This window comes from Butyricicoccus porcorum (assembly GCF_002157465.1).
Lineage (GTDB): Bacteria > Bacillota > Clostridia > Oscillospirales > Butyricicoccaceae > Butyricicoccus_A > Butyricicoccus_A porcorum.
Map to the genome: position 1 here is coordinate 138,275 of NZ_NHOC01000001.1, position 13,346 is coordinate 151,620.

The window sequence follows — 13,346 nt, forward strand, 5'->3', positions numbered from 1 at the left end:
CTCACCATCCTATACCGATATGATACCGCAGGAATCTACACGATGCAAAGCAAATCCGTTGCAAAGCGACAAAAAATACGATATGATAAAGAGGCACATAAATAGTACCATACAGAACCGTGAAAGCAGGGATGGAAGCATATGAACAAACCCATTCGCATCGCGCTGCTCGGCCTCGGCACGGTCGGCGGCGGCGTATACAAATTACTCTCCATGCGCGCACAGGAAATGCCGCAGATTGCAGGCGCACCGATTGAAATTTCCCATATCCTTGTGCGCAATGCCAACAAAGAGCGTCCCGGTGTGGATGCCGCACTGCTCACCGACAACTGGCAGGACATTGTGTCTGACCCGGAGGTTTCCATTGTCGTCGAGCTGATGGGCGGCATGGAACCGGCACATACGTATATTTCCGAAGCACTTGCCGCAGGCAAAAACGTCGTCACAGCCAACAAAGACCTGATGGCGGTACATGGCGGCGAGCTGCTCGATCTTGCGGAACAGCACCACTGCGATTTGCAGTTTGAAGCCGCAGTTGCGGGTGCTATCCCGATCATCCGCCCGCTCAAGCAGTGTCTCGCCGGAAATGAAATTTCCGAAATCATGGGTATTGTCAACGGCACAACCAACTATATCCTGACCCGTATGACACAGGACGGCATGGAATTTGATGATGCGCTCGCCATGGCGACGGAACTGGGTTATGCCGAAGCCGATCCGACCGCCGACATTGAGGGCTATGACGCAGGGCGCAAAATGGCAATCATGGCATCGATTGCCTTCCATTCGCGCGTGACCTTTGAGCAGGTCTATACCGAAGGCATCACCAATATCCACGCAACAGACATCCGGTATGCCAAAGAAATGGGCAAAGCAATCAAGCTGCTCGGCGTCGCCTGCAACACGCCGGAAGGCATTGAAGTCCGCGTACATCCGATGCTCATCCCGGATTCCCATCCGCTCGCGACAGTCAACGATGCATTTAACGCGGTCTTTGTCCACGGCGATGCACTGGACGATGCGATGTTCATGGGGCGCGGCGCGGGTGAAATGCCGACCGCTTCCGCCGTCACCGGTGATATCATCGACACTGCGCGCAATCTCCTGATGGGCTGCACCGGACGCATTGGCTGTACCTGTTATAAAGAACTGCCGGTCAAGGCAATTGACGACATCAAGAGCAAATATTTCATCCGCCTGCGTGTGGAAGACCGCCCGGGCGTACTCGCCGGTGTTTCCGGTGTGCTCGGCAACAACGGTGTCAGCATCTCACAGGTCATCCAGAAAGCATCCAAGGGCGGCTCGTCCGACCTGGTTGTTATCACGGACACCGTGCGTGAGCGCCACATCCGCGACGCACTGACCATCCTGCGCAGCATGAGCATGGTGCGCGATATTGCATCGGTCATCCGCGTATATTGATCCCTGTCAGCAAAAGCCGCGAAGCAAAACACTTCGCGGCTTTTTTTGTGGATGGATTCTCTATTGCCTGCAATTGACGCATTCTGTCGGGTCTGTTACAATGACACCTGAGAGAGACATACCATAACGGTGGCGGTTCGCTCCTCTTTTTCGGGAGCGGCACTTCTTCTTTCGCTCCCAATTCCCGATGAATAGGGGGTGATTGCATGGCTTACGTTACATACTCCGACCTCTTTCAGTTCGGTTTGTTCGTTGTAGCTGTGATTGCTCTGATGATTCAGATAAAGAAGTAACCCGCCTGCTTCGCCTCAGACGGGTTACTGTAACAGTAGTCTAGGGACGAACCGTTACCGGTCTGTCTCTCTTTTTCTATTCTCAGAATAGCATCATCCCGGCGATCTGTCAAGCGGTTCGCTGTCCGGCGATGTATGTGCACACAGTCGCGAGCACATCGCGCACCTTCGGGCTGAGCTTTCCCACCAGACGTTCAAACAGCGGCTGCGTATCAGCCTGCCGAAGCACAGCAGAAACAGCAGGACACCTGCGCCATACACCGGGCAGTACGATCCAAACAGTACGCCGCGGGCGGAACAGCCCTCAGCTCTTGTCCGCCGGGCGGAACAGCAGCGCCGTCAACAGCCCAAAAAATACTGCCGCAGAAATGCCGCCTGCCGCCGCCTTTGCACCGCCGGTAAAGGCGCCGAGCAGCCCGCTCTCCGCCACTGCGGTTTTGACACCTTCCGCAAGCGTATAACCAAAGCCGAGCAGCGGAACCGTTGCACCTGCTCCCGCAAAATCGACCAGTGGCTTATACATGCCGATGGCAGTCAGGATGACACCGAGCACGACATATGCCGTCAGAATGCGCGCCGGCGTCAGCTTTGTCTTGTCAATCAGAATCTGGCTGAGTGCGCAGATGATGCCGCCCACGACAAACGCATTGATATATTGCATCTTCCAATCACCTCTTCCCGCCGGATTCCAGCACCACAGCATGGCACACCGCCGGAATGCTCTCGCCCTGCTGCACGCTGGTCGGACTCATCAGCGCGCCGGTTGCGGCGAGAATCATGCGCTTCATGCGCCCATCGGCAAGCCGGGGCAGCAGATGCGCACACAATACAGATGCCGCACAGCCGCATCCTGAGCCGCCCGCATGCACATCCTGTTTGCTGTCGAACAGCAGCTTGCCGCAGTCATCGTGCACCGGGCTGATATCGATATGATCGCGGGAAAACAGCTCGCACAGCAGGCGCGAGCCGACCTGTCCGAGATCACCGGTAAAAATGCCGTCGTAATCCTCCGGATATGTGCCCGTATCGCTGAACAGCGTGCGCAGCGTGTCATAGGCCGCAGGTGCCATTGCCGCGCCCATGTTGTTCGCATCGGTAATACCGAGATCACACACCTTGCCAAAGCAGACATGCGTGATGCGCACCGGTGCGCAGTCATCTGCCGCCGCAGTCAGGATGCAGGCACCTGCCGCAGTTGCCGTCCACTGTGCGGTCGGCGTGCGTTGTCCGCCATAGGCGAGCGGGAATCGATACTGCCGCTCCGCCGTGCAGAAATGGGAGGAGGCCACGGCACAGACGCGCTGGGCAAAGCCGCCGTCCACCATACATGCTCCGATTGCAAGGCTCTCCGCCATCGTCGAGCATGCGCCGTATAATCCGAGATACGGCACCTGTGTGCCGCGCGCGGCATAGCTTGACGCAACGCACTGCCCCAGCAGGTCGCCCGCCAGGATCATATCTAGGGCAGAAACCGGCAGCTTGCATTTATTGGCCGCCATGCCGACAGCGACCTTCTGCAAATGCACCTCCGCCTGTTCCCATGTCTTTTCCCCGCACATGGTATCCGAAAATACATGGTCAAATTCCGCGCCGAGCGGGCCATCCTTTTCCTTTTTGCCGCCGACCGCCGCCCAGGCGCGCACGCGCGGTGGGCGTTCCAGCCGAATTGTTGCCATGCCCATCCGTTTTCCGTTCATCTCCGCACCTCCCTCACACACCGAGGAACACGAGGATGATGCCGTACACGATGGATGCACCGATGCCATATACCAGCACCGGGCCCGCAATGGTAAACATCTTGGCCGCTGTGCCCAGAATCAGCCCTTCACTCTTAAATTCCAGCGCCGGAGAGGCAACCGAATTGCTGAATCCGGTAATCGGCACCAGCGTGCCTGCCCCGGCATGCTTTGCAATTTTTTCGTACAGATGCAGTCCTGTCAGCAGGGCAGCAAGACCAATCAGCGTGATGGAGGTCGCGGCTGCGGCATCCTTCTCATTCAGCCCGGTCTTTTTCCAAAACTCCAGAATTGCCTGTCCGAGCGTGCAGATGGCCCCGCCAATGGCAAATGCCCACACCATATCGCGCAGCAGCGGTGATGGCCTGGACTGTTCACGCACCATCTGTTCATATTCCTGCGGTGTAACATCCATTTTGCGTTCCCTCCGTTCGTTTGGAGGGTAGTATGTGCAGATATGGCATTGTTTATCCATTGTTTCGCGCAAAAAAGCGGCAGACCGGACGGTCTGCCGCTTCGTGCTATTCTGTTTCTCAGAGGGAATCGTACAGCGCTTCGTACTTCTTCGCGGAAGCATTCCACGAAAAGTCCTTCTTCATGCCGCGCTCCACCATATCTGCCCATGCATCCGGCTCATCATAGAAAATCTGCTCCGCATAGAAGATGGTGTTGAGCATTTCATCCGCATTGTAATTTGCGAACGAGAAGCCGGTGCCCGTCTGCTCATACCAGTTGTACGGCTGAACGGTGTCACGCAGACCGCCGGTCTCACGGACAATCGGCACCGTGCCATAGCGCAGGGAAATCAGCTGCGTCAGGCCGCACGGCTCAAAGCGGGACGGCATCAGCATTGCGTCCGCTGCCGCATACAGGTGGTGCGCACGCTCCTCGTTAAAGAGAATGTTCGCAGAAACCTGTCCCTTATGCGTCCACTCGTAATGGCGGAACAGGTTTTCATAGCGCGGATCGCCTGTGCCGATGATAACCAGCTGGATATGGGATGCAACCAGGCGCTCCATAACCCACTCGACCAGATCCAGACCCTTCTGATCGGTCAGGCGGGTAATCATAGCGAGCATCATGACATCCGGATCCTCCGGCATGCCCAGCTCGCGCTGGATGGCCAGCTTACATGCCTTTTTGCCTTCCTTAAAGCTTGCAACATCGTAATTCTTCGCAATCAGCGGATCGGTTGCCGGGTTGTAAGCGTCATAATCGATGCCGTTCAGGATACCGCTGAGGGTGTCCGCCTTCGCGTTGAGCAGGCCGTCCAGACCCTCGCCGTAATACGGCATGCGAATCTCGTTGGCATACGACTCACTGACTGTCGTAATGCGGTCGGCGTAAACCAGTCCGCCCTTGAGCATGTTGGCATCCTTCTTGTATTCCATGCGGCCGAGGACGAAGACATGTCCCGGCAGGCCGGTAAAACGGCGCATGGTCTTGATATCCCAGACGCCCTGGAACTTCAGGTTATGGATGGTCATGACTGTGCGGATGCCGCGATAGAACGGGTTGTTCTGGAACATCTCGTGCAGATAAACCGGGATCAGTGCGGCCTGCCAGTCATGGCAGTGGATGATATCCGGACGGAAGCCGATGAACGGCAGCATAGACAGCACAGCCTTGGAGAAGAAGCTGAACTTCTGGATATCCCACAGGATATCGCTGTACAGCTTTTCGCCGTGGAAGAAATGCTCGTTGTCGATATAATAATAGCGGATACCGTCCAGCTCGCATGTCATAATGCCGACATAGAAATTGCCCAGCCCGCCCAGATCCATATAGAAATTTCCGATATAAGAAAAGCGACTGCGATACTTCTGCGGGATACAGGTATAGTCCGGAATGACGACACGCACATCGTATTTTTCCTTATCCAGGGATTTAGGAAGCGCGCCGACAACATCCGCCAAACCTCCGGTCTTGACAAACGGTACGCATTCCGATGCGGCAAACAATATGTTCTTCATATTTTAAGCTCCTCCATCTTATGTCCTCACTCTGTGAGCCTGCGGCGGAATCCGCCGTCCAGAATATAGCAACTTTGTACAAAAATTGCATCGTTGTATTCAGACTAATTATAGAACATGTCCGCATGCTTGTCAACCGGCTCGCCTGCCCCAGTTTGATGCAATGTGTCTTCTTTTTTCTCCCATTTTCGCGGTTCTGTCCGGAAATATACGTCGCAGTGCATGATATTCATCGTTTTGTGTTATATTTACCTATCCTGTGAACCGCAATGGCATACGGTTTTATCCGGCTTATTCACCGTCCGCCGGCGACCAGAATCCAACCTCAGCCGAGCCGGAACCGGTGTCCTCTGCCGGGGCAGTATCGCCGCGCAGCACAGTCACACAAGCGCCAACTGCAATCGCAAACAGCAGTACAACGACAAGGATGACAAACAGCATGCCGCGCTTGCTCATCAGCTGCTCCGGCGCATCGTCCTCGTCTTCATCAGCAGCCTGCCGTTCTGCTTCGGTAAAGGATTCCGGTGCATCCGCGATAAAGTCCGATGGAATTGGAATATCCGGGATGTCCGCAACATCGACCTGCGGCAGCTCCTCTTCCTGCTGCTCCTGCATCGCCGCGCGGATCTCCTCCTTTGCCACAGCGCGCGTGTAGTCCAGAGCGCCTGCACTGTCCGGCTTCGCCTGCTCCTGCATCGCCGCGCGAATATCCTGCTTCTCAACTGTGCGCGTGGTTTCCATATCCGCCGCGCCGTCGTGCTTCGCCTGCTCCTGCATCGCCGCGCGGATATCCTGTTTCTCAACTGTGCGCGTGGTTTCCATATCCGCCGCGCCGTCGTGCTTCGCCTGCTCCTGCATCGCCGCGCGGATATCCTGTTTCTCAACTGTGCGCGTGGTTTCCATATCCGCCGCGCCGTCGTGCTTCGCCTGCTCCTGCATCGCCGCGCGAATATCCTGTTTCTCAACTGTGCGCGTGGTTTCCATATCCGCCGCGCCGTCGTGCTTCGCCTGCTCCTGCATCGCCGCGCGGATATCCTGTTTCTCAACTGTGCGCGTGGTTTCCATATCCGCCGCGCCGTCCGGCTTCGCCTGTTCCTGCATCGCTTCGCGGATGTGTTCCTTCGCTACCATGCGTGTGAAATCGTCATCCCCCGCCTCGTCCGGCAGTTCCATACTCCCACGCATTTGTTCTTCAATGGCCTCGCGGATATCCTCCTTTGTCACCATGCGCGTGAAATCCATATCCCCTATGTCATCCGGTTTCTCCGCCTGCGGGATTGTATCCGTGCGGACAAAATCATCCGGAATTGCAATGGTAAAGTCATCTTCCCCATCCTGTGCCATGCGGCTGGAAAAAAAGTCAACCGGAATCGAAACGGTGTCATCTTCTATCGGGCGTGGGCGCTCTTTTTTCACAGCTGCCGTCGGCGCGCCGCAGAAAATACAGTATTGGGTTCCGTCTTTCAGCTGGCTTCCGCATCGGATACAATACATGCTGTCTCCTCCCTTTTTGCCTTCCTGGTTTTCTTCGATTATACCCCATACTTCAAAATATGACAAGTTTGGCGGCATCAATTCGTGCTTCTGCACACAAACTGGCATACACACACTCATTTTATGTATGTCCGCACAATCAAAGAACCCCGGACGGCATGCCTGCTGTCCGGGGTTCTGGTATTAAAACATGAAAAAGGGGGGCTGAGTTGGAAAAGAGCGGATCCGCTTCCCTGCGTCTCGTACCTGACGCATCGATGGGAAGAGATCCAAACTGGTAATAGGGAGATGAATCAACAAAAACAGAGTCGAAACCTGTTTTTCTGATTGTATTTAGTATATCGTCCGAATATGACGTTCCTTTGACAAATTTATAAATTCTTTTTGACGAATTTGTTTCGGGTTTGTTACAAACTCCGCAGTCAGAGGCAATAGAAAACACCGATCACCAACCCGACGGCAATGCCAATCGCCATGACTGCCGTACTGATGGGATACCATTTTTCGTCCTCTCCCTGTCGGCGCAGCTTCCGAAACATGCCGCGGATGAGAACAACCACACCGAATGCAACGATGACTTCAAGACCCACACAGCCTGCCACAACCAGTGCCGAGCCTGCCGTCAGCATGCGGCCAATCAGCATGACCGAGCTGGCCGCCAGACAGATCAGCACAAATGTGACAATCGGCAAGCCTCCGGTCTGTTCCGAGAGATCCGGCAGCTCGTCGAGCGGATCATGCTCCAGCTGATTCTGTTCCGGCTCCGTCGGTTCGTGCATGTCTCCGGGTCGGTTTCCGTTTTCGTCCTCAATGCATGTAATGCGATAGTTTTTCTGCTCTCTGTCCTGTGCCATCCGGTTGCCTCCTGCCCATTTTTTCTGATATCATAGCATATTTTGCCGGAATACGCAAAGGCAGTGCGTTCCCGTCTAAAAAATCGGGCCTCCCGCCGCATAGCCGGACAGATCCGGCCCGCAGCAGGGAAGCCCTGTAAAAATATGATGAGTGACTGTTGTATGATAAATTATTTTGCCATCAGGTCACAGATTGCATTGGAGAATGCTGCCGGATCTGCAATCGGAATCCCTGCAATCAGCAGTGCCTGATTGTACAGCAGTTCGGTATACTGCTTCAGCTTATCCTGATCGTCGTTGTACAGCTTGCACAGCGTCTCGAAGACCGGATGCGACGCATTGATCTCCAGAATCTTCTCCGCGTTGACATGGCCCTGTCCGTTCGGCATCGCGTTGAGCACACGCTCCATCTCGATGGACAGGCTGCCCTCAGAGGTCAGGCAGACCGGATCGCTGACCAGACGGGAGGAAACACGGACATCCTTGACCTTGCCATCCAGCGATTCCTTCATGAGGTCGAACATCGCACGGTTAGCAGTGGACTTTTCTTCCGCTTCCTTCTTCTCCTCATCGGAAGACAGATTCAGATCGCCTGCCGTAATCGAACGGAACTTCTTTTCATCCTGCTCTGCCAGCAGGTTGATGACGAATTCATCGATGTCTGCGGTGAGGTACAGGATGTCATAGTCGTGCTTGCGCACCATCTCGGCCTGCGGCAGCTTATCCAGCAGATCGACATTTGTGCCCGCAGCGTAATAGATTTCCTCCTGGCCTTCCGGCATAGCCTCGCGGTATTCCTTCAGCGAAATCATCTTCTTCTCCTTTGCGGAGTAGAACATCAGCAGATCACGCAGCTTTTCCTTGTCTGCGCCATAATTTGCATAAGCACCTGCCTTGATGGTATAGCCGAATGCCTCCCAGAACTTCTCATAATTCTCGCGGTCATCCTTCTGCATCTTGAGCAGTTCGGACTTGATCTTCTTCTCGAGGCTGATGGCAATCGCCTTGAGCTGGCGGTCATGCTGCAGCATCTCACGGGAGATGTTCAGCGACAGGTCGGACGAATCGACAAGGCCGCGGACAAAGCCGAAGTAATCCGGCAGCAGGTCAGCGCATTTATCCATAATCAGCACGCCGGACGCATACAGCTGGAGACCCTTCTGATAGTCCTTGGAATAATAGTCATACGGTGCCTGTGCCGGAATGTACAGCATGGAGGTGTACGATGCAGTCAGGCCCTCGGAATGCGAATGAATGACGCGCAGCGGCTTCATATAGTCCATGAACTTGGAGCGATAGAACTCGTTGTACTCATCCTCCGTGATGTCCTTCTTGTCCTTTTTCCAAAGCGGAACCATGGAGTTGAGGGTTTCATCCTCATAGACGGTTTCATACTCCGGCTGATAATCCTCCGGTGCATCCTCCGGCTTCGGCTTCTCCTTGGAATGCGGCATCAGCATCTTAATCGGGTAACGGATATAATCGGAATACTTGCGAACCAGACCTGCCAGGCGGTAGGTCTCGAGAAATTCGTCATAGCCTTCCTCAACGTCGCCATTTTCATTCTCCTGATTCGGCTTGATGGTCAGGATGATATCGGTGCCGAAGCTGTCCTTCTCGCCCGGCTCAATGGTATAGCCGTCCGCACCGTCCGACTCCCAGACATAGGCCTGCGTTTCACCGCACGCCTTGGAAATGACGCGGACATTGGATGCAACCATGAACGACGCATAGAAGCCGACACCAAACTGACCGATGATGTCGGTATCTTCGGTCTGATTTTCCTTTTTGAAGGCCAGCGAACCGCTCTGTGCAATGACGCCCAGATTGTTTTCCAGCTCATCCTTCGTCATGCCGATGCCGTTGTCCGAGATGGTCAGCGTGCGCGCATCGGTGTCTGCGGTCAGGCGAATTTCATAGCCGTTTTCCGGAACAAGCGATGCATCGGTCAGCGAACGGAAATGGCGTTTGTCGATGGCGTCACTCGCATTGGAAATCAGCTCACGCAGGAAAATTTCCTTGTGCGTATAGATCGAGTTAATCATCATGTCGAGCAGGCGCTTGGACTCTGCCTTGAACTGCTGTTTAGCCATAGTATGTCAATCCTTTCGGTAATTAAAAATACACGGTCAGCGCGCGAATCCCGCGCGGGTGTTAGCACTCTCAACTATCGAGTGCTAATATAGCATAAACCATATGGCAGAAAAATGCAAGAGGAAATTTGTAAACAAACATTGAATGAAAGGTTTCCGCCGAAAAAATGCAAAAAAAGCGCCCGGACACGGCGATATGTGCGCGAAGTCCGGGCGAACAGCTTTATTATTTTACTCTGCGGCCTCCGGGAGTTCAGAAGTGCAGTGTGGGCAGCGGGTCGCCTCGATGGCGATTTCCGACTTACAGAACGGACAGATTTTGGTGGTTGGCGCTGCGGGCTCCTCCGGCTTTTTGCCGAGGCTTGCGGCCTTGTTCATCAGCTTGATGATGGCGAACAGCACAACCGCCATGATAAAGAAATTGATGACAGCGGTGATAAACGAGCCATAGCGGATGGATACGCCAAAGACCGTCGCCGCCATATCCTTAAAATCCGTCTTGGCAACCAGACCGATGAGCGGCGAAATGATGTCGTCAGTCAGTGATGTGACTATGTTCTGGAAAGCGGCGCCGATGATGACACCGACAGCCAGGTCAATGACGTTACCCCGCAGGGCAAACTCTTTGAATTCTTCGATGAGCTTCTTCATGTGATGCGTCACACTCCCTTTTTCTGTTTTACGCAAATCGACACCGCACAGAGAACCGTTTTCCCCTTTTGCCGTGTCAGTATTGATGTGGTGCATCAGAAAATCAGCACCAATGCAGCGACAACAAAAATCGCAGCAATCACGCCGAGCATGATATAGGTATTGCGGTCTTCCTTCTTCTGCTGCTCCTCACGGCGCACCTTGGCTTCCTGCAAGCGCTGCTGCTGGCTTTTGTGTACTTTTTTAACAGGTCTTCCCACGTTATCCTCCTCCGTTTTTGTTACTATTACGAAATCAGAGTAACAAATTTCCCGTGAAATGTCAACGCCTGTGCCTGCGAATCAGCAGATACAACAGCAGAAAAACCGCACTGCCGCATACGACACCGGAAAAATCCAACACCACATCCGAAACCTGTGCACTGCGGTCGGACAGTGTTTGCAGCATTTCATCCGTCACCGCGCACAGCAGACCGAAAAACAGTCCATGCAGCACATAATGCAGGTTGACCCGGCGGCGCACTGCCCAGAGATGTTGGGTAAAAAATCCAAGTGCGGCAAATTCACAGAAATGTGCCAGCTTGCGCACCACATGTTCCGTCAGGCCATTGTAGCCAAACACCCATTGAAACAATCCCGACAGCACGCTGAGCATGCCCACGCTCTGTTCGGTGGACTGCGCGCGATTTTGCAGGGAATTTCCAAAAATAAAAACCAACAGTGCGGCAATCAGCAGAAGATTTCCAACTGTCCCCCAGACCTGTCTGCTTTTCTGTGGCATATCCAGCCTCCTTTTTGTCCATATTATGTCCGCCCGACAGCCGGCGGCTCACCGTCCTCCGGCAGTCTGCGGAAAAATCGGAAGACAAACGGAACCGCTGTGAGAAACGTCAGGACATCTGAAATCGTCTGTGCAATCTGTACGCCGGTCAGCCCGATAAAATGCGGCAGGATCACAACGAGCGGGATAAAATACACACCGCTGCGCAGAATTGCCAGAAATGTCGCCTGTTTATTCGCACCGATGCTCTGGAACAGCATGTTTGCACACAGCGCCAACGGCTGGAAAAACAGCGCAATCAGCTGCACGCGCAGGGCAAACGTGCCGATTTCAATGACCGCCGGATCATCGCGGAAAAAGCCGATCAGATGTGATGACAGCAGCATACCGACCACGGCAAGTGTGCCGAGGAAGAATTCCCCCACGCCCAGTGTAAACAGGAAGCCATGCCGCACACGGGAATATTTTTTTGCGCCGTAATTGAAGCCGCTGACCGGCTGGAAGCCCTGTCCGATGCCGAGACCGACGGCAAACACAAAGAAACAGATCCGCGCGACAATCGTCATCGCGGAGACCGCTGCGTCGCCGTAGACGCCTGCCTGCCCGTTGAGCACCATGGTGGAAATACTCGACAGTCCCTGCCGCATCAGGCTGGGAAATCCAGTCGCACAGACATCCGGAAGCATCCGGATGCCGTCCCTTGCTGCATGCAAAGACAGCTTGCTCTGTGTCTTGCCGCGCAGGAATGGGCTGAGCAGAATACAGAAGCCGATGCACTGGGAAACCGCTGTCGAGATGCCGGCACCTTCTATGCCCATATGAAATTTCCGGATCAGCAGCCAGTCTCCGAAAATGTTGAGCAGACCGCCGGTGGTCATGCCGATCATGGAAAACATCGCGCGGCCCTCATAGCGCAGGATATTGTTGAACACAAAGCTGCTGGTCATGACCGGAGCCGCCAACAAGATAAACGTCGAATACGTGCGCGCATACGGCAGAATGGTTTCCGTACTGCCGAGCAGCCGCATGAGCGGGGTCAGAAACAGCAGACCGAACACCGTAATGGCAACGCCGGAGAGCAGGGACCAGAAAAAGCCGGTAGAAGCTGCCTGCGTTGCGCTCTCCCTGTCCTGTGCACCCAGCTTGCGCGAGAGGATACTTCCCGCACCGTGGCCGAACATAAAGCCAACGGCCTGTAAAATCGCCATCAGGCCAAAGACAACACCGACTGCACCGCTCGCGCTTGTGCCGAGTGTGCCGACAAAATAGGTATCCGCCATATTGTAGATGCTGGTTGCCAGCATGCTGATGGTTGTCGGAATGCCGAGCTTTAAAATCAGGCGCGACACCGGGGTTTCCGTCATGCGCCGGTACTGCGCCGAAGCGCCTTCCGAGGTATGTTGATTCACAGAAATTCCATCCTTTCACAAAAACAAAAGAGAGCAAAGCCGGTACGCTCCAGCTCAGCTCTCGGTTTAGTATACCATAAATCAGGCATAAATGACAAAGCTTTTCTGTTTTTTCATTTCTCACATCGTATGCCCTGATGAACCATTTCCCCCTCTGCCGCGAACTTTCATCCAAAAAGACGTATTTTGCATATCATTCAGGCGATTCGCCAGGTAATTCCGCACATTTTGTGAATATCGAATTGTCTGTTTTGCCACTTTATTCTCCCAGCCCTATATGTTATTATACAACACAAAATCAGCATGGTCTTGCCGAAAGAAGAATCCTATGGTTCATCTGTGTCCGCTGTTTTTCCTCCCGGTGGCTGAGCTTGTTCTGGCTGATGCCGTTTTTCTCAATCTACTCTGTCAGTTTGATTTTTATCTTGCCGTATCTTTCCAAAATTCACCATCTCATTTGCAAATAAATAGACAAGGATCGTGTAACTTTTTAGCATGATTTTCTAAGTTGCAAGAAGTCTTGTGTCATTACTTGCACATATAGGCAAAACGGATCGATGGAGGAAGCGTGCGGTATGCTCCGGCATGGATATACGTTGGGTCTGCGCTGTGCAGACACAAGTTCAGGCCATCCGTTACAG

General features: G+C 53.9%; 13 protein-coding genes. 2 read left to right on the forward strand and 11 right to left on the reverse strand.

Annotation, left to right across the window (positions count from 1 at the left end):
• Nucleotides 1-141 precede the first annotated feature (141 nt).
• Both CBW42_RS00725 and CBW42_RS15220 read left to right on the forward strand, forming a co-directional pair.
• Nucleotides 142-1,422, forward strand: a complete 1,281-nt coding sequence (locus CBW42_RS00725; RefSeq protein WP_087016762.1) for a homoserine dehydrogenase — start codon at nucleotides 142-144, stop codon at nucleotides 1,420-1,422.
• A gap of 206 nt (nucleotides 1,423-1,628) precedes the next feature.
• Nucleotides 1,629-1,715, forward strand: a complete 87-nt coding sequence (locus CBW42_RS15220) for a putative holin-like toxin (protein WP_330395832.1) — start codon at nucleotides 1,629-1,631, stop codon at nucleotides 1,713-1,715.
• A 304-nt stretch (nucleotides 1,716-2,019) separates the two neighbouring features.
• Here CBW42_RS15220 and spoVAE read toward each other — a convergent pair whose 3' ends face one another.
• The 11 genes from spoVAE to CBW42_RS00775 all read right to left on the reverse strand — a co-directional run bounded on the left by spoVAE (nucleotide 2,020) and on the right by CBW42_RS00775 (nucleotide 12,705).
• Nucleotides 2,020-2,376, reverse strand: a complete 357-nt coding sequence (gene spoVAE, locus CBW42_RS00730; RefSeq protein WP_087016764.1) for a stage V sporulation protein AE — start codon at nucleotides 2,374-2,376, stop codon at nucleotides 2,020-2,022.
• A gap of 7 nt (nucleotides 2,377-2,383) precedes the next feature.
• Nucleotides 2,384-3,412, reverse strand: a complete 1,029-nt coding sequence (gene spoVAD, locus CBW42_RS00735) for a stage V sporulation protein AD (RefSeq protein WP_087016766.1) — start codon at nucleotides 3,410-3,412, stop codon at nucleotides 2,384-2,386.
• Between the two features lie 13 nt (nucleotides 3,413-3,425).
• On the reverse strand, nucleotides 3,426-3,866 hold the full coding sequence (spoVAC, locus tag CBW42_RS00740) for a stage V sporulation protein AC (RefSeq protein ID WP_087016768.1): 441 nt from the start codon (nucleotides 3,864-3,866) through the stop codon (nucleotides 3,426-3,428).
• A 118-nt stretch (nucleotides 3,867-3,984) separates the two neighbouring features.
• Nucleotides 3,985-5,424, reverse strand: a complete 1,440-nt coding sequence (gene glgA, locus CBW42_RS00745) for a glycogen synthase GlgA (protein WP_087016770.1) — start codon at nucleotides 5,422-5,424, stop codon at nucleotides 3,985-3,987.
• A 291-nt stretch (nucleotides 5,425-5,715) separates the two neighbouring features.
• Nucleotides 5,716-6,918 carry a zinc ribbon domain-containing protein gene (locus CBW42_RS00750; protein WP_087016773.1) on the reverse strand — a complete coding sequence of 401 codons (1,203 nt, stop codon included), beginning with the start codon at nucleotides 6,916-6,918 and terminating at the stop codon, nucleotides 5,716-5,718.
• Nucleotides 6,919-7,340: 422 nt separating this feature from the next.
• Entirely contained in the window at nucleotides 7,341-7,772 is a 432-nt protein-coding gene (locus CBW42_RS00755; protein ID WP_087016775.1) for a hypothetical protein, read from the reverse strand.
• 170 nt (nucleotides 7,773-7,942) lie between these two features.
• The gene (gene htpG, locus CBW42_RS00760; RefSeq protein ID WP_087016777.1) at nucleotides 7,943-9,865 is read right to left on the reverse strand and encodes a molecular chaperone HtpG; all 1,923 of its coding nucleotides are present in this window, start codon (nucleotides 9,863-9,865) and stop codon (nucleotides 7,943-7,945) included.
• A gap of 231 nt (nucleotides 9,866-10,096) precedes the next feature.
• A complete protein-coding gene (mscL, locus tag CBW42_RS00765; RefSeq protein WP_087016985.1) occupies nucleotides 10,097-10,516 on the reverse strand; it encodes a large conductance mechanosensitive channel protein MscL in 420 nt (139 codons plus the stop codon).
• A gap of 95 nt (nucleotides 10,517-10,611) precedes the next feature.
• Nucleotides 10,612-10,776: a G-protein coupled receptor gene (locus CBW42_RS14570; RefSeq protein WP_165760990.1), complete on the reverse strand. Its 165-nt coding sequence runs from the start codon at nucleotides 10,774-10,776 to the stop codon at nucleotides 10,612-10,614.
• Between the two features lie 61 nt (nucleotides 10,777-10,837).
• Entirely contained in the window at nucleotides 10,838-11,296 is a 459-nt protein-coding gene (locus tag CBW42_RS00770) for a VanZ family protein (RefSeq protein ID WP_087016779.1), read from the reverse strand.
• 23 nt (nucleotides 11,297-11,319) lie between these two features.
• Nucleotides 11,320-12,705 (reverse strand): MATE family efflux transporter, encoded by a 1,386-nt coding sequence (locus CBW42_RS00775; protein ID WP_330395829.1) that lies wholly within the window; start codon nucleotides 12,703-12,705, stop codon nucleotides 11,320-11,322.
• Nucleotides 12,706-13,346: the final 641 nt, after the last annotated feature.

Bases quoted from the DNA above. Each gene is read 5' to 3' on its own strand.
- CBW42_RS00770 (WP_087016779.1), bottom strand. From the start codon at position 11,296: ATGCCACAGAAAAGCAGACAGGTCTGGGGGACAGTTGGAAATCTTCTG.
- CBW42_RS15220 (WP_330395832.1), top strand. From the start codon at position 1,629: ATGGCTTACGTTACATACTCCGACCTCTTTCAGTTCGGTTTGTTCGTT.
- htpG (WP_087016777.1), bottom strand. From the start codon at position 9,865: ATGGCTAAACAGCAGTTCAAGGCAGAGTCCAAGCGCCTGCTCGACATG.
- spoVAE (WP_087016764.1), bottom strand. From the start codon at position 2,376: ATGCAATATATCAATGCGTTTGTCGTGGGCGGCATCATCTGCGCACTC.
- spoVAD (WP_087016766.1), bottom strand. From the start codon at position 3,412: ATGAACGGAAAACGGATGGGCATGGCAACAATTCGGCTGGAACGCCCA.
- spoVAC (WP_087016768.1), bottom strand. From the start codon at position 3,866: ATGGATGTTACACCGCAGGAATATGAACAGATGGTGCGTGAACAGTCC.
- CBW42_RS00755 (WP_087016775.1), bottom strand. From the start codon at position 7,772: ATGGCACAGGACAGAGAGCAGAAAAACTATCGCATTACATGCATTGAG.
- glgA (WP_087016770.1), bottom strand. From the start codon at position 5,424: ATGAAGAACATATTGTTTGCCGCATCGGAATGCGTACCGTTTGTCAAG.
- CBW42_RS00725 (WP_087016762.1), top strand. From the start codon at position 142: ATGAACAAACCCATTCGCATCGCGCTGCTCGGCCTCGGCACGGTCGGC.
- CBW42_RS00750 (WP_087016773.1), bottom strand. From the start codon at position 6,918: ATGTATTGTATCCGATGCGGAAGCCAGCTGAAAGACGGAACCCAATAC.
- mscL (WP_087016985.1), bottom strand. From the start codon at position 10,516: ATGAAGAAGCTCATCGAAGAATTCAAAGAGTTTGCCCTGCGGGGTAAC.